At 72.0% G+C, this 25959-nt stretch carries 21 protein-coding genes, 1 tRNA gene and 2 pseudogenes; 8 read left to right on the plus strand and 16 right to left on the minus strand.

The window, feature by feature from the left end; all coding sequences use genetic code 11:
- Both AB0L00_RS28735 and AB0L00_RS28740 read right to left on the minus strand, forming a co-directional pair.
- A pseudogene (locus tag AB0L00_RS28735) lies at positions 1-216 on the minus strand (RNA-guided endonuclease TnpB family protein); the annotation flags it as partial.
- Positions 217-273: 57 nt separating this feature from the next.
- Positions 274-690 (minus strand): annotated as a pseudogene (locus tag AB0L00_RS28740) (FAD-binding oxidoreductase); the annotation flags it as partial.
- 85 nt (positions 691-775) lie between these two features.
- On the opposite strand from AB0L00_RS28740, the gene AB0L00_RS28745 reads away from it, so the two are divergent.
- Both AB0L00_RS28745 and AB0L00_RS28750 read left to right on the plus strand, forming a co-directional pair.
- Positions 776-1939, plus strand: a complete 1164-nt coding sequence (locus AB0L00_RS28745; RefSeq protein WP_364440211.1) for a MalY/PatB family protein — start codon at positions 776-778, stop codon at positions 1937-1939.
- 167 nt (positions 1940-2106) lie between these two features.
- Positions 2107-3267 (plus strand): sulfite oxidase, encoded by a 1161-nt coding sequence (locus tag AB0L00_RS28750; RefSeq protein WP_364440212.1) that lies wholly within the window; start codon positions 2107-2109, stop codon positions 3265-3267.
- Between the two features lie 122 nt (positions 3268-3389).
- Here the strand turns inward: AB0L00_RS28750 and sigE are convergent, their stop codons facing one another.
- Positions 3390-4007, minus strand: coding sequence for an RNA polymerase sigma factor SigE (gene sigE / locus AB0L00_RS28755; protein WP_345362425.1), 618 nt, complete (start codon positions 4005-4007; stop codon positions 3390-3392).
- Positions 4008-4338: 331 nt separating this feature from the next.
- Here sigE and AB0L00_RS28760 point away from each other — a divergent pair, with 331 nt between their 5' ends.
- On the plus strand, positions 4339-6237 hold the full coding sequence (locus AB0L00_RS28760; RefSeq protein ID WP_364440213.1) for a BTAD domain-containing putative transcriptional regulator: 1899 nt from the start codon (positions 4339-4341) through the stop codon (positions 6235-6237).
- Positions 6123-7277: a transposase gene (locus tag AB0L00_RS28765; RefSeq protein ID WP_364440378.1), complete on the plus strand. Its 1155-nt coding sequence runs from the start codon at positions 6123-6125 to the stop codon at positions 7275-7277. Before AB0L00_RS28760 ends, AB0L00_RS28765 begins: the two co-directional genes overlap by 115 nt.
- A 386-nt stretch (positions 7278-7663) precedes the next feature.
- On the opposite strand, the gene AB0L00_RS28770 is transcribed toward AB0L00_RS28765, so the two are convergent.
- Positions 7664-7739: transfer RNA gene (locus AB0L00_RS28770), tRNA-Asn, on the minus strand.
- A gap of 134 nt (positions 7740-7873) precedes the next feature.
- On the opposite strand from AB0L00_RS28770, the gene AB0L00_RS28775 reads away from it, so the two are divergent.
- Positions 7874-8209, plus strand: a complete 336-nt coding sequence (locus AB0L00_RS28775; RefSeq protein WP_364440214.1) for a YtxH domain-containing protein — start codon at positions 7874-7876, stop codon at positions 8207-8209.
- Positions 8210-8342: 133 nt separating this feature from the next.
- Here AB0L00_RS28775 and AB0L00_RS28780 read toward each other — a convergent pair whose 3' ends face one another.
- The 6 genes from AB0L00_RS28780 to dnaG form a co-directional block, all read right to left on the minus strand.
- Complete coding sequence (locus AB0L00_RS28780; RefSeq protein ID WP_364440215.1) at positions 8343-8807, minus strand: hypothetical protein; 465 nt, start codon at positions 8805-8807, stop codon at positions 8343-8345.
- 11 nt (positions 8808-8818) lie between these two features.
- The gene (locus AB0L00_RS28785; RefSeq protein ID WP_364440216.1) at positions 8819-10105 is read right to left on the minus strand and encodes a hypothetical protein; all 1287 of its coding nucleotides are present in this window, start codon (positions 10103-10105) and stop codon (positions 8819-8821) included.
- 186 nt (positions 10106-10291) lie between these two features.
- Positions 10292-11518: an iron uptake transporter deferrochelatase/peroxidase subunit gene (efeB, locus tag AB0L00_RS28790; RefSeq protein WP_364440217.1), complete on the minus strand. Its 1227-nt coding sequence runs from the start codon at positions 11516-11518 to the stop codon at positions 10292-10294.
- Entirely contained in the window at positions 11515-12642 is a 1128-nt protein-coding gene (gene efeO, locus AB0L00_RS28795; protein ID WP_364440218.1) for an iron uptake system protein EfeO, read from the minus strand. Before efeO ends, efeB begins: the two co-directional genes overlap by 4 nt.
- A gap of 191 nt (positions 12643-12833) precedes the next feature.
- Positions 12834-13976, minus strand: a complete 1143-nt coding sequence (rpoD, locus tag AB0L00_RS28800) for an RNA polymerase sigma factor RpoD (RefSeq protein WP_345362512.1) — start codon at positions 13974-13976, stop codon at positions 12834-12836.
- A gap of 71 nt (positions 13977-14047) precedes the next feature.
- The gene (gene dnaG / locus AB0L00_RS28805; RefSeq protein ID WP_364440219.1) at positions 14048-15943 is read right to left on the minus strand and encodes a DNA primase; all 1896 of its coding nucleotides are present in this window, start codon (positions 15941-15943) and stop codon (positions 14048-14050) included.
- Positions 15944-16192: 249 nt separating this feature from the next.
- Here dnaG and AB0L00_RS28810 point away from each other — a divergent pair, with 249 nt between their 5' ends.
- Positions 16193-17455: an ABC transporter ATP-binding protein gene (locus AB0L00_RS28810; protein WP_364440220.1), complete on the plus strand. Its 1263-nt coding sequence runs from the start codon at positions 16193-16195 to the stop codon at positions 17453-17455.
- A 60-nt stretch (positions 17456-17515) separates the two neighbouring features.
- On the opposite strand, the gene AB0L00_RS28815 is transcribed toward AB0L00_RS28810, so the two are convergent.
- From AB0L00_RS28815 to AB0L00_RS28830, 4 genes are all read right to left on the minus strand, one after another.
- On the minus strand, positions 17516-17956 hold the full coding sequence (locus tag AB0L00_RS28815) for a carboxymuconolactone decarboxylase family protein (protein ID WP_364440221.1): 441 nt from the start codon (positions 17954-17956) through the stop codon (positions 17516-17518).
- An 82-nt stretch (positions 17957-18038) separates the two neighbouring features.
- Positions 18039-18899 carry an RNA polymerase sigma factor SigJ gene (gene sigJ, locus AB0L00_RS28820; protein ID WP_364440222.1) on the minus strand — a complete coding sequence of 287 codons (861 nt, stop codon included), beginning with the start codon at positions 18897-18899 and terminating at the stop codon, positions 18039-18041.
- A gap of 70 nt (positions 18900-18969) precedes the next feature.
- Positions 18970-20205, minus strand: coding sequence for an FAD-dependent oxidoreductase (locus tag AB0L00_RS28825; protein ID WP_364440223.1), 1236 nt, complete (start codon positions 20203-20205; stop codon positions 18970-18972).
- 79 nt (positions 20206-20284) lie between these two features.
- Positions 20285-21598, minus strand: a complete 1314-nt coding sequence (locus AB0L00_RS28830) for a deoxyguanosinetriphosphate triphosphohydrolase family protein (RefSeq protein ID WP_364440224.1) — start codon at positions 21596-21598, stop codon at positions 20285-20287.
- A gap of 33 nt (positions 21599-21631) precedes the next feature.
- On the opposite strand from AB0L00_RS28830, the gene AB0L00_RS28835 reads away from it, so the two are divergent.
- On the plus strand, positions 21632-22135 hold the full coding sequence (locus AB0L00_RS28835) for an NUDIX domain-containing protein (protein ID WP_364440225.1): 504 nt from the start codon (positions 21632-21634) through the stop codon (positions 22133-22135).
- 76 nt (positions 22136-22211) lie between these two features.
- Positions 22212-23933: a M48 family metalloprotease gene (locus AB0L00_RS28840; RefSeq protein WP_364440226.1), complete on the plus strand. Its 1722-nt coding sequence runs from the start codon at positions 22212-22214 to the stop codon at positions 23931-23933.
- Between the two features lie 87 nt (positions 23934-24020).
- On the opposite strand, the gene AB0L00_RS28845 is transcribed toward AB0L00_RS28840, so the two are convergent.
- Positions 24021-24248 (minus strand): DUF4267 domain-containing protein, encoded by a 228-nt coding sequence (locus AB0L00_RS28845; protein WP_364440227.1) that lies wholly within the window; start codon positions 24246-24248, stop codon positions 24021-24023.
- 126 nt (positions 24249-24374) lie between these two features.
- Positions 24375-25958, minus strand: a complete 1584-nt coding sequence (locus AB0L00_RS28850) for a cellulose binding domain-containing protein (RefSeq protein ID WP_364440228.1) — start codon at positions 25956-25958, stop codon at positions 24375-24377.
- Between the last annotated feature and the right edge of the window lies 1 nt (position 25959).

Genomic DNA, 25959 nt, shown 5'->3' on the forward strand with positions numbered 1-25959 from the left:
CTTACGGATCACATGCAACGCGGGCTGCGCCGACAACCCCCGCGCCTTCAAATCCGCGTACACGAGCTTTTGCAGCTTCTGCCGGGCGAACACGCCGCGTGCGAACGCGACCGCCGACACCTCATTCGCCGCGGTGTTGCACAGGGACAGGGTCGCCGCCAGCGCCGCCGCCTGCTCAGGCGTCGGCAGCAGTTTCACCTGCACCACCAGCTTCACGATCCGTTACCGTATCAATACGACTGGTTGATGTCACTGGGATGCGCCCTAGACCCGGGCGCTCGCCGGGTCCGGCGGGTACCAGAGCCCGTGCTCGGCGCAGGCCCTGCGCAGGTCGTCGTTGACGACACCGGGCTGTACGACCGCGATCCGCTCGTCCGGATCGATCCGGATGATCTCGTTCATCGCCTCGAACGACAGCACGACGCAGCCGTCGATCGCGTTGGCGCCGCCGGACAGACCCGTGCCGGCCCCGCGCGCGACCACCGGCACGCCGAGCCGCGCGCACCGGGCGACGACCTCCCGTACCTCCGCCGTCTCCCGTGGCCGTACGACCGCGACCGGCATGCCGTGCGGCGCCCACTCCGCCTCGTCGTGCGTGTAGGAGGCCAGCACGTCCGGGTCGCGGACCACCCTGCCGCCGGGGAGCGCCCGCTCCAGCTCGACCGCCAGGTCCGCCGAGATCGCCGTCATACGCCGCACCCTACGCCCGGCGTGATCTCCGCGAACGGCGACGGGCAGACTGGGCGGTGACCACAAACCCCGAAAAGGTGGTGCAATGCCCGCGGATCCCCTCACCGCGTACGAGCTGACCGACCTGCGCGAGCGGCACAGCGTCAAGTGGCGCGAGTACCCCTCCGATGTCCTGCCCATGTGGGTGGCGGAGATGGACACCCCGCTGGCCGAGCCCGTCGCCGAGGCGCTCACGAGGGCGATCGGCCGGGGGGACACCGGGTACGCGGCCGCGGGCCTGTTGCCGGAGGCGTTCGCGGACTTCGCCGCCGACCGCTACGGCTGGCGGACCGAGCCGGACGCGATGCGGCTGGTGCCCGACGTGATGTCCGGGATCAAGGAGGTCCTGGAGATCATCTCGGTGCCCGGCGACCAGGTGGTGGTCAACACCCCCGGCTATCCGCCGTTCTTCTACTGGCTGGAGCGGATCGGCCGCAAGGTCGTCCGCAACCCCCTGGCCTGCGGTCCGGACGGATACCGGATCGACCTGGACCTGCTCGAACGCGACTTCGCCGCGGGGGCGCGGGCCTACCTGCTGTGCAGCCCGCACAACCCCACCGGCAGGGTCTTCACCCGCGACGAGCTGCTGGCCGTCGCGGACCTCGCCGATCGGTACGACGTGCGGATCGTCGCCGACGAGATCCACGCGCCGCTGACCCATCCGGGCGCGCGGCACGTCCCGTTCGCCTCGCTGGACGCCCCGGCCGCCGCCCGCTCGATCGTGCTGGCCTCGGCGTCGAAGGCCTGGAACCTCGCCGGCCTCAAGGCCGCCCTGGCCGTCCCCGGGCCCGACGCCCGCGCCGACGTCGCGCTGATCCACGAGGAGGTGAGCGAGAGCGCGGGCCTGTTCGGGGTGATCGCCTCGGAGGCGGCCTTCACCCACGGCCGCCCGTGGCTCGCCGACCTGCTCGCCGGGCTCGACGCGAACCGCCGGCTCCTCGGCGACCTGCTCAAGGCGCACCTGCCCGGCGTCGGCCACCACCCGCCCCAGGCCACGTACCTGGCCTGGCTGGACTGCCGTGCGCTGGGGCTCGGGGACGACCCCGCCGAGACCTTCCTGCGACACGGCCGGGTGGCGCTCTCGCCCGGTCCGAATTTCGGCCCGGCCGGGCACGGTTTCGCCCGCCTGAACTTCGGCACGTCGCCGGACCGCGTCACCGAGGCCGTACGCCGCATGGCGGCCGCCCTGGAGGCGGCGGACCCGCGATGACGCGGCCGAGCGCCCCGGCCTGAGCCGGCGCGGCCGGAAGAACACCTTCACCGCTGGAACACGGACGATTACTCCACTACATTGGTCGGAAAACAATAGATCAAGGAGTTCCCGTGGGCCTCACTGAAGAAGGTGACTGTCGGCCGTCACGACGCACGATGCTCCGCATGTCGGCCGGCCTGGGCCTGGGCGCGGCGATGGCCGGTACGGCCGCCGGGGCGGCCCGCGCCGACGACGGCCCGATCGTCAAGCCGCTGCCGCCCGAGCTGTTCATCGTGTACGGCACGAACGCCGAGACCCGGTGGGAGGCGATGCGCGGGCAGGGGTACCTCACGCCGACCGACCGCTTCTTCGTCCGCAACCACACCCGCACTCCGCTGATCGACGTGCGCACCTGGCGACTCCGCCTGTTCGGCAGCGGCCTGCACGGCTCCCCCACCCTCGACCGGCCGGTCACGTTCTCCTACGAGGACCTGCTCGGGATGCCGGCCCGGACCATCGACGCGTTCATCGAGTGCACCGGGAACGGCCGGAACCTCTACACGACGCAGCAGCACCAGTCCGTCTCGGGCACGCCGTGGCTGCTGGGCGGGGTCGGCGTCGCCCACTGGCGCGGTGTCCCGCTGGCCCACGTCCTCGAACGCGCCGGACTGACCCACCGGGCCGTGGACGTCATGCCGCGCGGCCTCGACCCCGACTTCATCGACGGCGGACGGAACCTGGGGCGAGTGCGCCGGCCGCTGCCGGTCGCCAAGGCGCTCGACGACGTCCTGCTGGCCTATGAGATGAACGGCCGGCCGTTGCCCCCCGACCACGGATTCCCCGTACGCCTCGTGGTGCCCGGCTGGGTGGGGATCGCCTCGATCAAGTGGGTCGGCGACATCGAGGTCTCCGCCTCCCCGCTGTCCTCTCCCTGGAACACCACCTACTACCGGATGTTCGGCCCCGGCTACCCGCCGGAGGGCAGCGCTCCGCTCACGCGGCAGGTGACCAAGAGCGCGTTCGAGCTGCCGTGGAACGCGCGGCTCGAAGCCGGGCGGACCGTCTCGCTGCACGGCCGATCATGGTCCGGCGAAGGGGCCGTACGCCACGTCGAGGTCAGCACCGACGGCGGCCGGACCTGGCGGCGGGCCGCCACCCACGGACGTCGCGGCGCCCTCGGGTGGGTTCGCTGGGAGATCACCTGGCGCCCGCCGGGCCCGGGATCGTACGAGCTGCTGGCGCGCGCCACCGACGCCACCGGGACCGCGCAGCCGGACGTCGCGCCGTACAACACGCTCGGCTACCTGTTCGGGGCGGTGGTCCGCCACCCGGTCACAGTGGCCTGACGCCTCCGCGCGCCGTTCAAGACCGGCCCGCGCGCCGCCTGACGCCGGTCCGCGCGCCACCTGAGACCGGCCCGCGCGCCGGCCGGTCACGGCGGCCTGCGGGCCAGGGCCACACGGGCTCGTTACGAGGTCGTCCAGGCCGGGTTGGTGCGCATGCGGCTCGCGCTGCGGCGCGGCTTGCGGCGGGCGGCGCGTTTCTCGGCCGCCTCCGGCTCGGGAGCCCGGTGCGCCAGCGCGTCGCGGAGCTGCGCGCGGCCGCGGTGGATGCGGCTGCGGACCGTGCCCATCTTCACGCCGAGGGTCGCGGCGATCTCCTCGTAGGACAGACCCTCGATGTCGCACAGCACCACGGCGGCGCGGTACTCCGGCGGCAGCGCGTCCAGAGCCGTCTGAATGTCGTCGTCGAAGTGACGGTCCTCATACGCCTGGGCGGGGCTCGGCTCGCGGCCCTTCAGCCGCTCGGCCGCGTCGTCGGCGAGTCCCTCGAACCGGATGCGCTGCCGGCGGCGGACCATGTCGAGGAACAGGTTGGTGGTGATCCGGTGCAGCCACCCCTCGAACGTTCCCGGCGTGTAGTTCGACAGCGAACGGAACACGCGCACGAACACCTCTTGCGTGAGGTCCTCGGCGTCGTGCTGGTTCCCCGTCAGCCGGTAGGCGAGGCGGTAGACGCGCGCGGAGTGCTCACGCACGATCTCGTCCCAGCTGGGCGGCGTCCACGCCACCGTGTCACCCTTCACCCGTCACCCCCGATATCACTGTTCGCGGTCAAAGTCTGTCCCGTCGGGGGTAAGAGCGGTGTAAGGGAGACCCGTCATGGGACGACTCCTTCCCCTGCCGTTCGGCTGCCTTTCCTCCGACGTTGTCCAGCATGGCAGCCCGGCGCCCGGCCGACGTCGCCCGTCAGATGGGTGTACGCCCGCCCCGGCGTCGGTCGAGGGGCGGAGGCGGAGACGCCCGCCTCCTCCTCAAGGGGGAGGAACCGGCCCGGGAAAACCTTGATCATCCACACCGTAGTCGGCATCCTGGGCGCGGGGCGGCTACTCGCGCCGGACGCCCCCTGGAGCGGCGATGGAGATTCGCATCCTCGGCCCGTTCGAACTGCTCGACGGTGAACGACGGGTTCCGATCGACGCGCCCAAGCAGCGCGCCGTGCTCACCGCTTTAGTCCTGCGCGCGAACCGGGTGGTGCCGTCCGAAGAGCTCGCCGAACTCGTGTGGGGGGACGACCCGCCGTCGAGCGCGCGGCTCACCCTCCAGGGGTACGTCCTGCGGATCCGCCGTGCCCTGGCGGCCGTCCCCGACCTGACGATCCATACCGAACCCGCGGGATACCTGCTGCGCGTCGACCCCGACCGGATCGACGCGCACCGGTTCGCGCGCCTCATCGAGGACGCGGCACGGGCGGCCACGGGCGGCGACACCGCCGCCGAGGCTGACCTGCTGCGGGAGGCCCTCGCGCTGTGGCGGGGAGAGCCCCTCACGGACGTCGGCTCCGACACCCTCCGGCGTGAGGAGGCGGGCCGGCTGACCGAGATGCGGGCGAGCGCGATCGAGCGGCGCGTCGACGCGGACCTCCGCCTCGGACGGCACCTCGAACTGATCGGCGAGCTGACCGCGCTCGTGGCGGCCCACCCCTTCCGGGAGGAGTTCCGCGCCCAGCTGATGCTCGCCCTCTACCGCGCGGGACGCCGGGCGGACGCCCTCGAGGCGTACCGGGACGCGCGGGCCGTCCTCACGCGGGAGCTCGGGGTCGAGCCGGGCCCGCGGCTGCGGCGGCTGGAGCAGGCCGTGCTGACCGCCGACCCCGCGCTGGATCCGGCGCCCCGCGAGGAGCACAGCCCCTGCGTGCTGCCACCGGACGTGCCGCACTTCGTCGGCCGGCAGACCGAGCTGGCCCGGCTGCTCGCATCCCCGCGAACGGACGCCGGCCCGGCCGTGTGCGCCGTGGCGGGCATGGCCGGGGTGGGCAAGACGTCGCTCGTCGTGCACGCCGCCCACCGGCTGGCCGAGCGGTACCCCGACGGGCGGATCCACGTCGACCTCGGCGGCACCACCGGGCATCCGATGGATCCGGCGGTGGCCCTCGACCGGTTCCTGCGCCTGCTCGGCGTGTGGGGCGGCCGGATCAGAGGCGGCGTCGACGATCGCGCGGCGCTGCTGCGCGACCGGCTGGCGGGCCGCCGCGTGCTCCTCGTCCTCGACAACGCGGCCGACGAGGCGCAGGACCGCGCCCGCACCCTCGTCGCCCAGTGCGGCCACCTGCCGTTGGCCGTACGGATCGCGGCCGCGCGGCTGGCCGGGCGTCCCGAGTGGACCCTGGACCGGCTGGCCGGCCAGCTCGCGGACGAGCACCGGCGGCTCGACCGCCTGGCCGCCGGTGACCTGGAGGTACGGTCCAGCATCGCGCTGAGCCAGGACGCGCTGCCGGACGAGCACCGGCGGCCGTTCCACCTGATCGGGCTGCTCGACCTGCCCGAGATCACGCCCTGGATGGTGGCGGCGCTCCTCGACCGGCCGGTGGCCGAGGCCGAGGACGTCACCGACGCCCTCGTCGACGCGCGCCTGCTGGAACCCGGCCGCGCGGACGCCCGGGACGGCGCCCACTACCGCTGCCACGACCTGGTCACCAATCCCCGGCGGCAAGCGCCCCGGGCACGCTCGATGATGTCCATCACATCTGCCACCGCCAGGACGACGCCTACGCCTGACTCTTCATCAGGCGCCAGTGTGGAGACCCCGGCCGTCAGGCCGGGGAGGATAACGCCGTTCCCCCTCAGGTTGTCGGTGGTGGTGGTTAGGGTGCGGGCATGCGGTTCCGGCTTGCGCCCACGCCCGCTCAAGAGCAGGCACTGCTGGAGCACTGCGCACATGCCCGATATGTGTGGAATCTCGCGGTCGAGCAACACCAGCATTGGCAGCCGGGCCGCGCGAGCGCGCCGGGCTACGCCGAGCAGTCCCGCCAGCTGACCGAGGCAAGAAAGGCGTTCGCGTGGCTAGCAGTGGGTTCACAGACGGTGCAGCAGCAGGCGCTGCGTGACTTCGCCCAAGCCATGAGCAACTTCTTCGCCGGAACGCACGGGCGGCCGACCTGGCGTAAGGCGGGCGTGCATGAGGGATTCCGGATCGTCGGGCGTCGCGGCCTGCACTGGGACGCTCGGCGGCTGTCCCGCAAGGTCGGCGAGGTGTGGGTCGCGAAGGTCGGCTGGGTTCGTTTCCGCTGGTCCCGCCAAGTCCCCGATTCGGCCAGGTCCTTCCGGGTAAAGCGGGACCGGGCGGGCCGCTGGCACGTGTGCTTCGCCGTGATCCCGCCCCCGATCATCGGACCGGGAACGGGTGAGGTCGTCGGGGTTGATCGCGGTGTGGCCGTATCGGCCGCCCTGTCGACCGGTGAGCGATTGTCCGTGCCCGGCCTGCGCGGTACCGAAGCGAACCGGCTGCGGCGGTTGCAGCGCCAGTTGGCGCGCGCCAAGTTGGGGTCGAATCGCCGGGCGCGGGCCAAGATCGCGCTCGGCCGGTTGAGGGCGCGGGAGACCGATCGACGTAAGGATTGGGTGGAGAAGACCTCCACCGCCCTGGCCCGCCGCTACGACGTCATTCGCGTCGAGGATTTGAAGATCAAGAACATGGTGCGGTCCGCGCGCGGCACCCTCGACGCGCCGGGCACGAACGTGCGGGCCAAGGCCGGACTCAATCGATCCATCCACGCGGCTGGCTGGGGTCTGCTGGTGAAACGTTTGGAGCAGAAGGCGCCAGGCCGAGTGGAAAAGATCAACCCCGCGTACACCTCCCAAACCTGTCATGCCTGCGGGCACTGCGCCGCGGAGAGCCGTGAGAGCCAAGCGGTCTTTCGTTGTCGCGCCTGCGGGCATGCCGATCACGCGGATGTGAACGCGGCCAAGAACATCAGAGACATCGCGGCAGGACGTGCCGTGACAGCGCGAGGAGCCCTCCAGCCGCTGGGCGGGGCTATGAACCGCGAACCTCAACCCGTTCTCACCTCCGGGTAGAGCGAGTTGAAGCCCCTTGCTCTCAAGCAGGGGAGGACGTCAACCACTGCACCGCGCCGGCCGCCGGCACGAAGCAGCCCCACCTGCCCGGCCGAGGAGACGCTCGCCGGCGCCTTCGCGGTCACCGTACGGACGGGCGCCGCGTGCGCGGTCGCCGGGACGCCGGCGGCGACGAGGACCGCGGCGGGGACGAGTGCGGCTCCGGCACGCAGCCGGCGCCAGGAAGGACGACGCATCTGCCAACCTCCAGGGGTCGAGGGGGACATGCGCCGAGAAGCGTCGCAATCGCCGCTTGTACATCGCTTGTGCGATTGAGAACCGCCGGCCGCCGAAGACGCCCCTGGAGATGCGAATGGGCCGGGCTCACCGAGCCCGGCCCATTCGACTGGCTCCCCCGACTGGACTCGAACCAGTAACCTGCCGGTTAACAGCCGGACGCTCTGCCAATTGAGCTACGGGGGATCACACGAGAGGCCGCCCTGACCGCTGGCCGCCCCATCGCGCACAAGGTTAGCGCATTTCGCACGTGCTCGTTTCGCCGACTGGCCCGCCCTCTTCGGGGTATGTCCTACGGCGACTCAGCAGAGGAGTTGATCATGAAACACCGCGCTGTGTTCCTCGCCGGAGCGGCGACCGGGTACGTACTGGGAACGCGCGCCGGCAAGGAGCGCTACGAGCAGATCAAACGGATGTCCCGGCGTGTCGCCGAGCATCCCCGCGTGCAGGAGGCCGCCGGCGTGCTGCGCGCCCAGGCCGGCGAGATCGCCGAGTCGGCGCGGCACAGGTTCGGCGACAAGGTCCAGACGGTGAGCGGCATGGTCCAGGAGAAGGTCCCCGGCATGCGCCGGGCCGAGCCGTCCGCCCCCACGGACGCGACCGACCGGACCCGCCAGCCCGCCCATCCCGGCGACACACCCGCCGACGTCACCTGACCACGACCGCGAGCGGGCGCGCGCCATCCGCACCCGCGGGGCTTCGGGCGCCCGCTCGCGCACTCGTGCGGCTCCTGGGGCCTGCCTCGACGTCCCCGCCCGGACGGCGGGGCCTGGAGACAGGCCCTACCTACTACAGGCCCGTCTGGCGGCGGATCTCCTCCAGGGCCTGCTCGGCCTGGGCCAGCAGGCCCGGATCGGCGGGGTCGAGGCCGCGGTCGAAGACGAACGACCAGCGCACCTCGCCGTCCGCCCGTGGCGGCCGGCGGCCGACGATCCGTACGCCTCCCCCGGGCAGCTTGACGTGGGTGCTGACGACGACGGTGGCGGTGACGCGCTCCCGGACGGTCTCGGGCACCGAGCCCGGCTCCGTGAGCGGCACGGTGTGCCGACGGCCGCCGACCTCCCGTACGGCCAGGACACCGTCCTGCCAGGTGGCCTGCTCCACGCGCTCCCAGGGCAGCCGGGTGACCTCGTCCGTCCCGGGGAGGTAGAGGGCGGCATCGCTCGCGACCGTCTCACCACCGACCGCCAGGACCCGCTCGCCCCGCTGGAGGACCACGCCGTCCGGAACGTTCTTCCGCCACGTCAGTCGCATGACAGATCACGCTACAGCGCCCGGCCGGCGCTCCGGCGCGCGGCCAGCAGATCCAGCAGGAGCGCCGCCGACCAGCTGAAGTCGTGGCTGCCCTGTCCGCTGCCGTCGAACGGATCGTAGAACTCGCGGAAGCCGGACTGGCGCACCAGCCGGACGGTGGAACCGAACAGCAGGTCCGCGACCCCGCCCAGGTCGTGGGCGCAGGCGCCGGACCACAGGAGCCAGTTGGTGTTGACCCAGGTCGGCCCGCGCGAGTAGGTCCCGCGGTCGAACGCCGCCGACTGGACGTCACAGGTCGGGACCGGATAGCCGGCCGCGCCGGCGAAGCGCGCCGACAGCAGCAGGTCGGCCAGCGCGCGGACGATCTCCGCCGGCAGCTCCGGGTCGAGGAGGGGCGCGAAACCGGCCACGGTCGTCTCCGGGATCAGGCGCCCGGTCCGCAGGTCCCGTGGCCGGAAGCAGCCGGCCGATTCGTCCCACAGCCGGTCCAGGAGGGCGCCGTGGATGCGCTCCGCGGCCTCGCGGTGCGGCCGCGGATCGGCCCCGGTGAGGTCGGCCAGCTCGGCCAGCGCGTGCGTGGAGGCCAGGTAGACGGCGTTGAACAGCGGATCCTCGACGACGAAGGGATGATCGTCCCGGAGGTACTCCGCGCGGTATCCGGCGGCCCGCATCCCGGCCACGAGCGCGACGTACCGGTCCTGATCTCCTCCGTTGTAGGTCCGGCCCCGCGGGTCGACGGCGGCCAGCGGCGGGTCCCAGGCCGGGCTGTCGTCGATCCCCGACTCCCACGGGTGGCACAGGCTCACCAGCCCGCTGCCGCCGATGTCCCGCTCCCGCGCGAGGTAGGCGTGCTGGGCGACCAGGCACGGGTACAGCGGGACGAGGAACGCCCGGTCCGCGCCGTCGGACGCCTGCGTCATCCGCAGCGCCGTGAGGGCGTGCAGCGGTGGCTGGGCGAGCGCGGAGGTGAGCACACCGCGCGGCGCGGCGGGCTGCTCGACGCTGCGCCACAGCTCGGGCCCGGGGAAGTAGCCGTCCCGTGGTTCCGTGGAGCTGAAGACGATGTGCGGCAGCAGGCCCGTCGCCCACTGGCCACGGAACAACGACAGGAACTCGGTCCGGGCGCGGTCGGGCCGGTGGTGGGCCAGGCCCATGCCGACGAAGGCGGAGTCCCAGCTCCATTGATGCGGGTACAGGCCCGGCGACGGCACCGTGGCCGTGCCGGTCCAGTTCGCGTCCAGCACGCGGGCGGCGGCCACCCAGAGGGCCGTCTCGTCGCCGGTGAGCCGTGGCCCCATTGAGCCAGAGTACGGCTCCGCGGCGTTCCCGGCGATGCCCGGCCTCGGCCATCTCGAAACGCCGGAACCGGACCGGCCGCGACCCGGCCGGCTCCGAGCCGGCCGGCCGGGCGAGCTCCGACCGGTGACTCGAGGCGGCCGGCTCCGACCGGTGACTTCGAGGCGGCCGCCCCGACCGGCCGAGCCCTAGGAGAAGAGGGCGTCACCCCAGAAGCCGCCCTTGCGGACTCCGGGCGGGCAGGCCCAGATCCCCGACCCGACGTGCTGGATGTACTCGTTCATGTGGTCGGAGGCGGCGAGCTTGTTCTGCAGCACGACGAACTGCTTGCGCGGGTCCCGCTGGTAGGCGATGAAGAACAGGCCCGCGTCGAGGCGGCCGAGCCCGTCGGTGCCGTCCGTGAACGAGTAGCCGCGCCGCAGGATGCGAACGCCGCCGTTGCCGTCCGGGTGCGCGAGCCGGACGTGCGAGCCGGCGGGCAGCTTGTCGAGCGGCACCGGGTCGTGCTCGCGCTTGGCGCCGTACGCGTTGCCCTCCCCCTTCGTCCGGCCGAAGGTGTCCTGCTGTTCCTGGAGGGACGTACGGTCCCAGGTCTCGATGTGCATGCGGATGCGCCGCGCGACGAGGTAAGAGCCGCCGGCCATCCAGGGCGGCCCGTCGGCGCCGGCGGCCCAGACGTGCTGGTCCAGGGCCTTGGCGTCGGTGCCCGCGATGTTGCGGGTGCCGTCCTTGAAGCCGAACATGTTCCGCGGCGTCTGCCGGTCCGGCGTCGTCGAGGAGGTCTTGCCGAAACCGAGCTGGGACCAGCGCACGGAGACGACGCCGAAGCCGATGCGGGCGAGGTTGCGGATGGCGTGCACGGCGACCTGCGGGTCGTCGGCGCAGGCCTGGACGCAGATGTCGCCGCCGCTGCGGGCCGGGTCGAGGTTGTCGCCGGGGAAGTGCGGCAGGTCGATCAGGGCGGCCGGCCGTTTCGCCCGGAGACCGAACCGGTCCTTGCCGTCCTTCTCGAAGAGCGTCGGGCCGAACCCGATCGTCAGGGTCAGGCGCGCCGGTGGCAGGCCGAGCGCCTCGCCGGTGTCGTCGGGCGGCGCCTCCCCCAGGCCGCCGGCGGCGGAGCCGTACGGGTGGCCGCCGGTGAACGCCGCGGCGGCCGCGGTCCACTCCTTGAGCATCCGGATCAGGCGGGCGCGATCGTCGGTGACGACGTCGAACGCGGCGAAGTGCAGTCGGTCCTGGACGGGCGTGGCGATCCCGGCCTGGTGCGCGCCGTGGAACGGGACGGCCTCCTCGTCGGCGGACCGGTGGTCCTCACCGGCCTGGGCGACGCTGACCAGGCCCGCGCCGACGGCGGCGCCGGCCGCGAGCGTCGCGCCGGAGTAGCCGAACAGCCGGCGTCTGCTGAGGCCCGTCACTTGGCCACCACCGCCGCCAGCTTCGACAGCGGCTCGCCGAGCGCGTTCACCTCGTCGGACAGGTCCTTGCGGTCCTTCGCGCCCACCGTGTCGTAGGCGACGTAGCCGTCGCCCTTCTCGAACTTGGTGAGCAGCTTCTGCACCTTGGCGAACTCGTCGTCGAGCGTCGCCGCGAGGTCGGGGTTCCGCTCCTTGACGATCGCCTTGAGCAGCTCGTACACCTTCTGGGCGCCGTCGACGTTGCCCTTGAAATCGACCAGGTCGGTGTGGGAGAACGTCTCCTCCTCACCGGTGACCTTGCCGGTCGCCACCTCGTCGAGCAGTTCCTTGGCGCCGTTGGCCATCGAGGTGGGGGTGATGGACGCGGTGCCGACCTTCGCCTTGAGCGTCTGCAGGTCCTTGACGAGCTGGTCGGCGTAGGGGCCCTCGCCCTTGAGCGAGCCGGTCTTCCACAGCGCCTTCTCGATCTGGTGCCAGCCGGTCCACTTGTCACCCGGCTTGAGGTCCGCCTCGCGGAGGTCGACCTTCGGGTCGATGTCGCCGAAGGACTCGGCGACCGGCTCGATCCGCTCCCAGCCCACGCGGGACGGGGCGTACAGCGCCTTGGCCTGCCCGACGTCGCCCGCCTTCACCGCGGCGGCGAACTTCGTCGCCTTGGCCAGGGTGTCGTCGACCTGCTCGGCGACGTAGGTCCGGTACGCGGCGACGGCCTGGTCCAGGCGCGGGTCGACCACCTTGCCCTGGCCGGTGACGGTCAGCGGCTGGGAGGGGCCCTTGCCCGTCATGCCGGCACTGCACATGACCTTGTACGTGCCGGCGGAGAGCTGGACGGTGACCTCGGCACCGGTGCCGGGGCCAATGTTCTCGCGCTCCGTGACGATCTTGCCGTCCGGGGCGAGGATCTCCAGCTCGTTCACCTGCGAGCCCTTGTTGGTCACCTTGAACGTCACCGCTCCCGCCGACGCGGTCTTGGCGCCGAGGTCGCAGGAGGAGTCGGTGGCCGTCACCTCGATGGCGCCCGAGCCGCCCTTGGCGCCCGCGGCGTCGTCCTTCCCGCACGCCGACAGCGTGGACAGCGAGATGAGGGCGGCGCCCGCGGCGGCGAGCACGTGGACAGGACGCATGCGGTCTCCAACGGGGCGAAGGACGGTCAGGCGCCTGGACGAGGAGCGGGCACGCCTGTTTTAGGTCTACCTAACTTAGCTTTACCTAACCTGTCCTCGTCAAGCAGGAGCGGGGCCGGCGTGATGTGAACATCACCACGCCGGCCCCGCCCGGGACCGCTTGAACCGCCTTCTCAGGGGCGGCCGGGGAGCTAGTCGAGGTACTCCCGGAGCATCTGGGCACGCGTCGGATGCCGCAGCTTCGCCAGGGTCTTGGACTCGATCTGCCGGATGCGCTCCCGCGTCACGCCGAACTCCCGGCCGACCTCCTCGAGCGTCCGTGGATGGCCGTCCGTCAGGCCGAAGCGCAGCTGGATGATCCGCTGCTCCCGGTCCGACAGCGACCCCAGGATGCCGCCGAGCTGATCCTGCAGGAGGATGAACGCCGCCGCCTCCATGGGCACGACGGCGTCGGCGTCCTCGATGAAGTCGCCGAGGTCGGAGTCCTCCTCACCGATCGGCGACTGCAGGGACACCGGCTCCTGCGCGACCCGCTGGATCTCGACCACCCGGTCGGGCGGCAGCCCCATCTCCACCCCGATCTCCTCGGGAGTCGGCTCCCTGCCGAGATCCTGGTGGAGCTGGCGCTGCACGCGCACCAGCTTGTTGATGGTCTCCACCATGTGCACCGGGATCCGGATGGTCCGGGCCTGGTCGGCGATCGCCCGTGTGATCGCCTGGCGGATCCACCAGGTCGCATAGGTCGAGAACTTGTACCCCTTGGTGTAGTCGAATTTCTCGACCGCACGGATCAGCCCGAGATTTCCCTCCTGGATGAGATCGAGGAACAGCATTCCGCGGCCGACGTAACGCTTGGCGATGGACACCACCAGGCGCAGATTGGCCTCGATCAGTCGTTGCTTCGCCCGTACCCCGTCATGGGCGAGCAGTTCGAGGTCGGAGCGTTCGACGGGAGCGATGATGGCCGCCTTGGCCAGCTTCTCCTCGGCGAACAGTCCCGCCTCGATCGATTTGGCGAGTTCTACTTCTTCTTCTGCCGTGAGCAGCGGTACGCGTCCGATCTCGCGCAGGTAGATCCGGACCAGGTCGCTTGTCGGCGCCCGCCTTCCGAGGTCGTCCCCATCAGCTCGCGCTGAGTCCTCGTGTCCGCTCGGGGACTCGAGAACCTCCACCCCCTGCTCCGCGAGCATCCGGACGACCCGGTCGGCCGACTCCGCCGGCAGGTCGGAACGATCGATCGCGGCGGCGACGTCGTCCACCGTTATTCCACGTTCTCTGCCACGTGCGACGAGGTCCGCCACCTGGTCAACCGGCGGCGTCTCGCTAGGCAGCACCGAAGGGCCCACGGTGACAGTGTGCGGCAAGGGACCCTTATTCCGGGGGACCTATTTTTGCGTCCCAGGGGTCACAGAGAACTGATGGCTCGCTCACGCAACATCTTTCGCTGCAGCTCAAGGGCCATGAGGTCGCCGAAAAGGCGGTTGTGCTCTTCCCGGTGCTCGACCGGATTTAGCCGTCCGAGTTTGGACTGCAGTTTGGCGATCTCCCGCGTGACCTGGATCTCCTGCAATCTGGACAGCATTGCAGCGGCATATCGGTCATCCGGATCTCCGCTGGAGCGCAGCGGATCCACAGCGAGCGCGGTGACCAGCGCCCTGACCTCGTCGTTCGGCGCGGCGTCCCGCAGCCGGCCGGCCCATTCCGGTCCGCTCTGCGCCGTCACGACGCCGCCGAGCTCCGCGATCAGCGATCGCACCGCGGCGTGGCCCGGGACGAGCAGCGCGTCGGCGGGCATGGCGTCGAAGGCCGGACCGAGCAGCGCGGGCCGCTGCACCGCGAGCTTCAGCGTCTCGCGCTCGACCTGGACGACCGGGTCGTTCAGGTCATGCGCCGGGCGCTGCGGGGCCGGAGCCGGCTCGGGCCGCCGCCCGCGCGCGTCGCCGCGCCGGCCCTCACCCCGCCGGCCGTCGCCCGGACGGCCGGAGCCGTGCTCGCGCACCCGCCGGAGGACGAACTGCTCGTCGAGGAAGCCGGTCCACTTGTCCAGATCGATGGCGTAGCGCTCGCGCATGCCCCGGTCCCTGATGCCCGCGATGATCGGCGCGGCGGCGTCGATCGCGGCGAGCCGGCCCTCGGTGGTGTCGAGGTCGTACTTGGCGATCGTCGCCTGGATCGCGAACCGGAACAGCGGCACGCGGGAGGCGACCAGGTCGCGCACTGCCGCGTCACCGTGCTGGAGCCGCAGGTCGCACGGGTCGAGGCCGTCCGGCTGCACGGCGACGAACGTCTGGGCGGTGAACCGGTGCTCCGTCTCGAAGGCGCGCAGCGCGGCCTTCTGGCCGGCGGCGTCGCCGTCGAAGGTGAAGATCACCTCACCTCGAGCCTCGTCCTGATCCAGCAGCAGCCGGCGCAGGATCTTGATGTGCTCGTCGCCGAAGGAGGTGCCGCAGGTCGCGATCGCGGTGCCGACACCCGCCAGGTGGCAGGCCATGACGTCGGTGTAGCCCTCGACGATCACCGCCTGCCGCCGCTTGGCGATGTCCTTCTTCGCCAGGTCGGCGGCGTACAGCACCGAGCCCTTCTTGAACAGCGGCGTCTCGGGGGTGTTGAGGTACTTGGGACCGTCGTCCCGCTCCTCCAGCCGGCGCGCGCCGAACCCGATGACGTCGCCGGTGAGGTCGCGGATCGGCCAGATCAGCCGGCCGCGGAACCGGTCGATCGGCCCGCGCCGCCCCTGGCTGGCCAGCCCCCCGGTGACGAGCTCCTTGTCGGTGAAGCCCCGGCCGCGCAGGTGCCGGACGAGCGCCTCCCACTCGTTCGGCGCGTAGCCGACGCCGAACCGCTCCGCGTCCTCCCGGCCGAAACCCCGCTCGGCGAGGAAGCGGCGGCCGAGCTCGGCCGCCGGGGTGAGCAGCTGCTCGGTGAAGAACTCCGCGGCGGCCCGGTGCGCCTCGACCAGACGGGTGCGCTCGCCCTTCTGCCGATTGGGGACGTAGCCGCTGTCGGCGTAGCGGAGCTGCACGCCGGCCTTCGCCGCCAGCCGCTCGATCGCCTCGGCGAACGACAGGTGCTCCATCTTCTGGATGAAGCCGATCGCGTCGCCGCCCTCGCCGCAGCCGAAACAGAAGTACATTCCGTTCGAAACGTTGAAAGATGGCGATTTCTCGTCGTGGAAGGGGCAGAGACCCTTGAGCGCGCCGCCGCCCGCGTTACGGAGCTGGACGTACTCCCCCACGACCGCGTCGATCGGCGACCGCTCACGTACGAGGGCGATGTCTTCATCACGGATCCGGCCTGCCACGTCGGCAGTCTAGTCCTGACCTCGGACACCGCGGGCCGTACCGGACACCCTGGAGGGGGCCGCGTGACCTGATCAATCGGCGCGCCAACGGTCTGGACAAATCACGGAAAGGCGCGATGTACTTACTCAACTTCGGCGGCAATGGCGGATGCCGCCGTCACTCTGCATCGAGTGGTCCGGGGGCCGCGATGAACCCGCGCGAGCGACGGAGAGCCGCCATAGGTCGTCCCGGCGACGCAAGGTGGAACGATGACCGAAGTCGTCCTCGACGCGGTGAACAAGGTCTACCCGGACGGTTTCCACGCCGTGCGGAACGTGAGCCTGCGCGTGCCCGACGGCGAGCTGTTCGTGCTGCTCGGCCCGTCCGGCTGCGGGAAGTCGACGCTGCTGCGCATGGTCGCGGGCCTGGAGGAGATCACCTCCGGTGACCTGTGGCTCGGCGGCAGATACGCCAACGGCCTCCCGCCGCGCGACCGCGACCTGGCGATGGTGTTCCAGAGCGGCGCGCTCTACCCGCACCGCGACGTCCGGGGCAACATCGCGTTCCCGCTGGAGATCTCCAAGGACGTGTCGCCGGCCAACCAGGAACGCATCGTCGAGCTGTCGCGGGCGCTCGGCATCGAGGAGACCCTGAACCGCCTGCCCTCGACCCTGTCGGGCGGCCAGCGCCAGCGCGTCGCGATGGGGCGGGCGCTGATCCGCGAACCCGGCATCTTCCTGATGGACGAGCCCCTGTCCAACCTGGACGCGGGCCTGCGCACCGAGCTCCGCATGGAGATCAGCGCCCTGGTCCGCAGCCTCAAGGTCACCACGCTCTACGTGACCCACGACCAGACCGAGGCGCTCACGCTCGCGGACCGGGTGGGGATCATGCGGCAGGGCGTGCTGCAGGACGTCGGCACCCCTCAGCAGGTGTACGACGACCCCGCGACGATGTTCGTGGCGGCGTTCCTGAGCGCCCCGCCGATCAACCTCATCAGGACGGGCGTCTGGGCGGACCAGGAGGAGGGGATCATCCTCGGCCTCGGGAACCAGCGGCTGGTCCTGCCCTGGTCCGACCCCCGCGCGCCCACGCTGGTGTCGCACCACGGCAGGTACCTGACGGTCGGCTTCCGCGCCGACGCCCTGCGGCCCGCGGCGGACGGTCTGATCGCGGGCCGGGTACGGGCGCTGGAGTTCCACGGCTCCGAGTGGCTCGCCTACGCGGAGGCCGGCCTGCCGCACGTCGACCCGGAGGCCCCGTACGAGAACGACCCGCCCTGGGCGAGCCCGGAGCCGAGCTCAGGCGGGGGCGTGCTGCGCCGGATCCTGCGGTCCGCCGGGATCGTCGCCGAGGAGCCCATGCCCGAACCGGGCCGGCACGACGGCCATCACCGCCGGTCGGACGTGGTGTTCCGGCTCGAATCGCGGTCCGGCGTATCGGCGGGCGACGCCATCCGGCTGGCCATCGACACCGACCGCATGCTGCTGTTCGGCGAGGACGGCCGCCGCGTCGACCCCGTACGCCGCTGACCGCCGTGGACCCGGTGGCGCGCCGTCGCGCGGACGGCGCGCCGGTCTCGCGGGAACGCGTCAGTCCCGGTTCGGGGGCTGGGTGTGCATGGTCCCGGCGACGCGGTTCCACATGTTGATCTGCGCGACCTGGGCGACGAGAAACGCCGCCTCGTCCGGTTTGAACGCGTCGGTCACCGCGTTCCAGATCTCGTCGGAGACCTCCTCGGGTCCCCTGGTGGCGGCCTCGGTGTAGGCCAGCGCGGCCCGCTCCGCCTCGGTGTACAGCCGCGACTCCCGCCAGGCGGGCAGCTGAATGATCCGGTTCAGGTTCTCGCCGAGTTCGAGCGCCTCGTGCGTGTGCATGTCGATGCAGAAGAGGCAGCCGTTCAGCTGCGAGCCGCGGATCTTGACGAGCTCGCGGACGGTGGCGGTCAGCGGTCCCCTGCGGATCGCCTGCTCGGCCTGGAGGAACGCCTTGTAGACCTCGGGTGCCAGTTCGGCGACGTTCAAGCGCGACATCGCGTCAACCCTTCTCGGTGGTGGTTCTTCGCCAGGGAGACGAGACGGCACCGCCCGGTGTGACGGATTCCCGGCAGGAATTTCAGGATGCCACGCTGACGTGCGTCAGCTTCTCCGGATTGAGCACCCGCCGGATCGCCAGGATCCGGCCGTCGGCGGAGATGTCGAACGTGTCGATCACCGCGACCGCGCCGTCACGGAGGATCGCCAGGGCGGGCTCGCCGCCGATCTCACAGGGGACGGCATGGCCGAGCGCCCAGCGAGCGCGCATCCGCTGCAGCACCTCGGCCACCTTCCGGCCGCCGACGATGAGCTTGCGCGCCGCCGAGACCTTGCCGCCGCCGTCGGTGACGTAGACGACGTCGGGGTGCAGCAGCTTGACCAGACCCTCCAGGTCACCGGTCTGGTACGCCGCGCGAAAGGCCGTGAGCACGCGCTCCCGCTCGGGCCGGGCAACGCGCGGCCCCTCCTTGGCCGCGGCCACCCGGCGGCGCGCCCGGGAGGCGAGCTGCCGGCTGGCCGCGGGAGTGTTGCCCAGCACGCTCGCCACCTCGTCGAAGGGCACCTCGAAGACGTCGTGCAGGACGAACGCGACCCGCTCCGGCGGCGTCAGCTCCTCCATGACGAGGAGCATCGCGGTGCCGACCGACTCGTCGACCAGCACCGGCTCAGCGGCGTCCGGCCCGGTCAGCAGGGGTTCCGGCAGCCAGGGGCCGACGTAGGCCTCCCGGCGCACCCGCGCCGAGCGGAGGATGTCGTACGACCGGCGCGCCGAGACCGTCACCAGCCACGCGCGTACGTCCGCGACCTGGGACAGGTCGGCGGCCGCCGCGCGCAGCCATACGTCCTGCGCGACGTCCTCCGCGTCGGCGACGGTGCCGAGCAGCCGGTACGCCACCCCGAACACCGCCGGGCGGTGCTCCGCCCACTCCTCGTCGGTCACGGGCCGACGGTACCCGGCGCGCTCACATCGGCTCGGCGAGGGGTGCCGTCGGGCCCGCCGGGCGGAGCGCTCACACCAGGTCGGCGAGGGGTACCCCGGGGTCCGCCAGCCGCGCGGCGTCCACCGGACGGCCCGACCGGATCAGCGCCTGGATGTCCCCGGCGACGTCCCAGACGTTGACGTTCATCCCGCCGACGACCCTGCCGCCCGACAGCCAGAACGCGATGAACTCCAGCTCGTCGGTGTCGCCCGAGACGTACGCGGCCGGGTCGGTCCCGCGGTACACGACCTGGTCATAGCCGCCGACCCAGGCGCCGGACGCCTCCATGCCCAGTTCGTACTGGTCGGTGTAGAAGTAGGGGACGCGGTCGTACACGACCGGTCGTCCCAGCATCGCGCGCGCCGCCGCGGGGCCGCCGTTCAGGGCGTTCGCCCAGTGCTCGACCCGGATCCGCCGGCCCAGCAGCGGGTGGTCCGCCTTCGCGACGTCGCCGGCCGCGTAGACGTCCGGGTCGGAGGTGCGCAGCGACGCGTCGACCACGATGCCGTCGTCCACCTCCAGGCCCGCCTCCTCCGCGAGCGCGGTGTTGGGCACCGCGCCGACGCCGACGATCACGACGTCGGCGGGCGTCTCCGTGCCGTCGGTCGTGAGGACGGACGACTCGGTGATCTTCGCGACCTCACCCGTGACGAACTCCACGCCGTGCCTGCGGTGCAGGGCCGCGAAGACCTCCCCGAGCTCCGTGCCCAGGGAGCGGCGCAGCGGCGTGGACGGCGCGATGATCCGTACCTCGTTGCCGTACGCGCGGGCGGCGGCCGCCGCCTCCAGCCCGATCCAGCCGGCGCCGACGACCGCGACCCGCCGGTCCCCGGGCTCCAGCGCCGCGCGCAGCCGCTCCGAGTCGGACGCGTCCCGTACATAGTGGACGTGCTCGAGGTCGGCGCCGGGAACCGCCGGCCGCCGGGCGGACGCGCCGGTGGTGAGGAGCAGCTTGGTGTAGCCGACACGCTCTCCGTCCGCGAGCCGTACCTCGTGGGCGGCGCGGTCCAGCCCGCTCACCCGGACGCCGAGACGCAGCTCCACGTCGTTGTCGGCGTACCAGGAGTCCTCGTGGACGTACGCCTTGTCGAAGGGGTCCTTGCCGGCCAGGAATCCCTTCGTCAGCGGCGGCCGCTCGTACGGCCGCAGCGTCTCCTCGCCGATCAGGACGACGCGTCCGGTGAAACCCTCCTCCCGCAGCGTCTGCGCGGCCTTCGCGCCGGCCAGGCTCGCACCGACGATGACGTAGGTCTCAGGGACGGGCATGGGCTCCTCCACCTCTTGGATCAGAGTCAGCCCAGTATCCTCCGCGCGCCCCTCTCGGGAGGGCGCAGCGCGCGAAGCGTCAGCCGAGGAGTTCGCGATGCCAGGCGAGCGCCGACGTGTCGGTCAGCGAGGCGAGCTGGTCGACGACGACGCGCAGCCGCGCGCGGTCGTCGGCGGCCTCGGCGTAGAACCCGCGGAACACCGGGTCGAGGACCAGCGGCGCCTGCCGCGCGACCGCGTCGGCGAGTTCGGCGATGAGCTCCCGCTGCCGGGCCTGCAGCGCGCCGTGGTCCGCGCGCCCCATCACGTACCGCGCCGCGACGCCCTTGAGCACGGCGCACTCCAGCCGCCGCCCGCGCGGCACGACCAGGTCCGCCGCGTACCGCGTGAGCGGGCCGGTGCCGTACGCCTCGTGCGTGGCCCGCTCGGTGGCCCGGCAGAACCGGCCGATCAGCTCGCTCGTGAGGTTCTTCAGCGCGGCCGCGGCGCGCAGCGTGCCGTCGTAGGCGCGCGGCCAGTACGGCTCTGCGAGCAGCTCGGTGAACCGCTCCTCAAGTTCGGCGACCTCCGCCTCGCAGTAGAGCCGGGCGGTCAGCTCGCAGACGGCCCGGCGTTCGGCCGGGTCGGCCAGCCGCTCCAGCCGGATGTGCCCGGCGTGCAGCCCGTCCTCCAGATCGTGCACGGAGTAGGCGACGTCGTCGGCCCAGTCCATGACCTGCGCCTCGAAGCAGAGCCGCGCCCCGCCGGCGGGACTCGTATCGCTCGGCCGCTCACCCTCGGTGCCCACTCCGCTCGCCGCGTCGGGTTCGCTCCCTGGAGCGCCGTCCCGCAGCCAGGCGAAGACCCGCCGGTCGTCTTCGTAGACGCCGTACTTCGCGCCGTCACCGACCGGCGTCCTCCTCGGCCAGGGGTACTTCATCGCCGCGTCGAGCGCCGCCCGGGTGAGGTTCAGGCCGACGCTGCGCCCGTCCGGCGCGAACGACTTGGCCTCCAGCCGGGTCAGCAGGCGCAGGCTCTGCGCGTTGCCCTCGAACCCGCCGCACGCGGCCGCCACCTCGTCGAGCGCCGTCTCGCCGTTGTGGCCGAACGGCGGATGACCGAGGTCGTGCGACAGGCACGCGACCTCCACGAGGTCGGGGTCGCAGCCGAACGCCTTGCCGAGCTCCCGGCCGATCTGCGCGCACTCCAGAGAGTGGGTGAGGCGGGTCCGCGGGCTGTGCTGACCGCGCTGGTCGCCCGCCGCCGGCTCGACCACCTGGGTCTTGGCCGCCAGCCGGCGCAGCGCCGCGCTGTGCAGCACCCGCGCCCGGTCCCGTTCGAACGGCGTGCGCTCGCGCCGCTTCGGCGGCTCGGGCGCCCAGCGCGCCGTGTCCTGCTCTGTGTAACGGGTCATCGGAGTCCGAGCGTATCCATCTAGAGTGCGGGCATGCCCGATGGACCGTACCGACGCCGCAGCGCCCGCGTGCTCCTGATCGACGACGCCGATCGCGTCCTCCTGCTCCGCCTGCTCCATGACCACCGCCGCCGCGCGCGCGGTCACTACTGGCTGACGCCCGGAGGAGGCGTCGACGACGGCGAGGCGCTCCACGAGGCGGCGGCCCGGGAGCTGCGCGAGGAGATCGGCCTCATCGTCGCCCCGGAGGACCTCGGGACGCCGGTGGCGACGACCTCCGGGTACGCGGAGTTCAGCTGGGCGAAGGGAACGTTCCGCGACGACTTCTTCCTCCACCGGGTCACCGCGCACGAGGTCGACACCGGCGGCCTCCAGCCGTACGAGCTGAAGCACGTCAGCGGGCACCGGTGGTGGACCGTGGACGAGCTGGCCGCCACCACGGAGGCGGTCTACCCATTCGGGCTGGTCCCGCTGCTGCGCGATCTCCTCGCCGGCCGTCGCCCGGCCGAGCCCGTCCTGCTGCCCTGGCACCACTGAACCGGCCGTGCCAAACGTCACCGCGGCAGGTTAAGGTCCTCTTCACCTCCCTGTCCGCACGTCTCGAGGGCCGCCCATGCTCACCACGTTCCGCGCCGCGGTCGCCGTCGTACTGCTGGCCGGCTTCTACGTGCTCGTCGCCGCCATCACCACCGGAACGGTCTTCTTCGACTTCTACGCGGTGAAGTACGGCCACGCGGGCGGCTTCAAGGTCGCGGCGCTGGCCACCTTCGGCGTCCTGGCGATGCTGCGCGGCGTCTTCGTCGTCGGCCGCCGCAAGGACGAGGAGCAGCCCGGCGTCGCGGTGACGCCCCACGACGAGCCGGAGCTGTGGCGCACGGTCACCGAGCTCGCCCACCAGGTCCAGACCCGGGTGCCCGACGAGATCCGTCTCGTCCCCGACGTGAACGCCGCGGTCAGCGAGAACACCCGGCTCCTCGGCCTCATCCCTGGGCGACGGTACATGTACATCGGCATCCCGCTCATGCTCAGCCTCACCGCCGACGAGATGCGCGCGGTGCTCTGCCACGAACTCGGGCACTACAGCGGATCGCACACCCGCCTGGGCGGCATCACCTACCGGGGCCGTACGTCGCTGATCAGGACGATCGAGCGGCTCCGGGACCACGCCATCATCCGCACGGTCTTCCTGCTGTACGCCAAGCTGTACCTGCGGGTGTCGCAGGCGGTGTCCCGGCGGCAGGAGCTGGAGGCCGACGCCGCGGCGGTCGCCGTCTCCGGGCGGCGGCCGATGGGCGAAGCCCTCCGGAAGGTACGCGCGAGCGCGGCGGCCTGGAACTTCTATCTCGGTTCCTACTGTTCGCTGATCGGTCCCGCTCAGGGCCGTCCGGCGGACCTGTTCGCCGGGTTCTACACGCTGCTGCGCGAACCGAGTCGGCAGGAGGAGCTCGCCAAGGTCGTGAACGCGCCCGAGGAACGCTCGCCGTACGACTCCCACCCGAGCCTGGCCGAGCGCCTCGCCGCGATCGCGGCGCTGCCGGAACCGGCGGCGCGCCCCGACCCGCGGCCGGCCCTGGCGCTGCTCGCCGACCCTCAGCGCGCCGCGCTGGCGACGCAGGCCTCGATGCTGACCGACGAGGCCCTGCGCCTGCCGGTCCTGGAGTGGCCGCAGATCGTCGAACGCGGCCTCTACGCCGGAGCGAACGCCGAGGCGATGAAGGACGTGTTCACCGCCGCCGGCCAGGCGACGAACACCCCGCAGCCGACGGTCGACACGGTCCTGCGGATCCTCGCCGGCGGCGGCGCCGGCGACCTCGGCAACCGCCTCCGGATGGCCGGCTGGCAGGGTGATGACACCCGCGCGCTGGTGGCCCGCGTCGTCGCCCGCGCCTTCGAGGGCCTGCTCATCCAGGCGGGCCGCGTCCGCTACACCTTCTCCTGGTCCGACGTCGCCCGCCTGGTCGACGGCGGCGGCGCCGAGGTCGACCTGACCGACCTCGTCCGCAGGGCGGTCGATGACCCCGGTCAGGTCAACTCCCTGTACGAGCACCTGCTCCGCCTGGGCGTCACCCCGGCGTCCGCCCCCGCCGCCGCGCCCGCCCAAGGTGGTGCGGTCCCGGCTCCGGGCGGGTCGTACCCGGGTCCCGGCGGTGCGGTGGGTGCGGTCCCGCCGCCGGGTGGAATGGTGCCGAACCAGGGGGGCATGGGCCCGAATCCGGGTGGTGGCGCCTCGGGACACGGCCCGGTTCCGGGTCCGGGCGGTGCGGTCCCCGGTCAAGGCCCGGGTCCGGGCGGCGGGGCGTTCCCTCCCGGGCCGGGCTCCGGTCGGCCTCGCTGAGATCGCCGCGGATGTCCGCGGCGATCGTCGGCCGGGCGTCCGCGTGACCGGCGGCGAAGCTCGCGGGGTTCGACGGGACGATCTCGCTCAGACGGCGAACATCAGGGCGGCGCTGATGAGCATCGCCACGGCGGTGGCGAAGTGGATGCCGAACGCGACCGCCTTGGTGCCGCCGTGGCGCAGGACGATGAGGGTGTCACCGAGCGGCATGATCGCGACGACCGGCATGTACCAGCCGACGGTGTGCTGACCAGGTTCCTGCTGGTGCCGGGGCCGCACCGAATGCTCGGTGACCGCGCCTGCGGAGCCGGACAAAGGCCCTGAACCGTCGGCCTCGTCACGGCGTTCACCGAGCACCGCGATGAACCGCCGACGGCCGTTCCCGTCCGGGTGGCGGACGGGAACGGCCCGCGGCTCCCCCTCCAGGGGCCTGTCGGGGCGTCAGCCCGTGAAGCCCTTGAAGATGTTGGTGAACTCGTACGTGCTCTGGCTGATGCCGCTGCAGGTCGGCGAGACGGAGCCGTTCGGGCAGCCGCCGTTGTCGCGGCCGACCGACCAGAAGCCGATGTACCCGACGTGGTTGGTCTGGGCGTAGCTCAGCACCTGACCGGCGACGGCCTGTGTGGTGGTCGGGCCGGTGTCGTTCTTACCGATCATCGGGGTGAGGCCGAGCATGCCCTTGAGCTCGGCGTCGCTCTTGCCGGGCCAGACCTGCTTCATCTGCCCGAGCGTGGAGTTCGCCGCGGCGATCAGGGCGTCGCCCCAGGAGCCCGAGTACCCGAAGTCCATCAGCATCGGGTTGACGGTGACGTTCAGGCCGCGGGAGGCGGCGTCCTGCAGGATCTGCACCGAGAACGGGTCGACGCCGTAGTCCGAGGACTGCACCCGCAGCGTGTAGGTGACCGTGGTGCCGCGCGCGGCCTGCAACTGCTTCAGGGCGGTGTTGACCTGCGCGACCGGGATGGACGCCTCGACGTCGACGTCGAGGCGGTTGCTGCCGACCGCGTCGAGCGCCTTCTCGTAGGCGGCGAGCAGCGCGGACGAGCTGCCGCAGGTGTTCTCCAGGTACGGCCCGGTCGCGCCGCCGGTCGCCACCGTGACGTCGCCGCCGACGCTCTTCAGGTCATTGACCTCGCCGATGACGCGCGAGTCGTTCAGCGGGATGGTGCCGCCCCACGACGGGTTGCACCCGGTGCTGTCCGCGAGCGCGAAGGCCAGGGTGAAGTGCTTCTGGCCCGTCGCCGTGGCCACGTCCTTCAGCGTCGGGCTGGCCATCGTGATGTCGATGTAGGGCGAGAACCGGCCGCCGCCGGTGCCGCCGCCTCCACCGCCGCCGCTGTCGGTGGTGGCGCTGACCGTGGCGCTGAAGGCCGAGGCGTTCCCGGCGGCGTCCTTGGCCCGCACCTTGAAGGAGTACGAGGTCGACGCGGCCAGCCCCGACACCGTCGCGCTCGTCCCCGAGACCGTCGTGGCCAGGGACGATCCCTGGTACACCTCGTACCCCGTCACCCCGACGTTGTCCGTCGAGGCCGTCCAGGACAACGACACACTCGACGAGGTGTGCCCGGTCACCGTCAGCCCGGTGGGCGTGCTCGGCGGCTGCGTGTCCGAACCACCCCCACCGCCTCCGCCGCCGTCACAGGCGGCGCCGTTCAGCGTGCAACCGGTCGGCGTGCCGCTCCCCGACGCCACGAACCCGAACGACACTGACGCACCCGCGGCGATCGAGGCGTTGTAGTCCCGGTTCTTGAACGTGTAGTGCGAGCCCGACTGCGTCAGCAACGCGTCCCAGTACGTGCCCACCGACGACCCCGACGGCAGATCGAACGCCACCGTCCAGCCACTGATCGCCGACGAGCCGTTGTTCGTGACCGTGAACTGTGCCTGGTAACCGCTCCCCCAGTCCGACGTCTTGGCGAACGTCGCCGTGTTCGCCGCCGCGTACGCCGACACCGCGGTCAGCACGACGGCCAGGGGCAGTAGCAGCATCCCGACGAGCAGGGACGCGATCCTGGATCTCTTCAAG

The organism is Actinoallomurus sp. NPDC052308 (assembly GCF_040679195.1).
Classification (GTDB): domain Bacteria; phylum Actinomycetota; class Actinomycetes; order Streptosporangiales; family Streptosporangiaceae; genus Actinoallomurus; species Actinoallomurus liliacearum.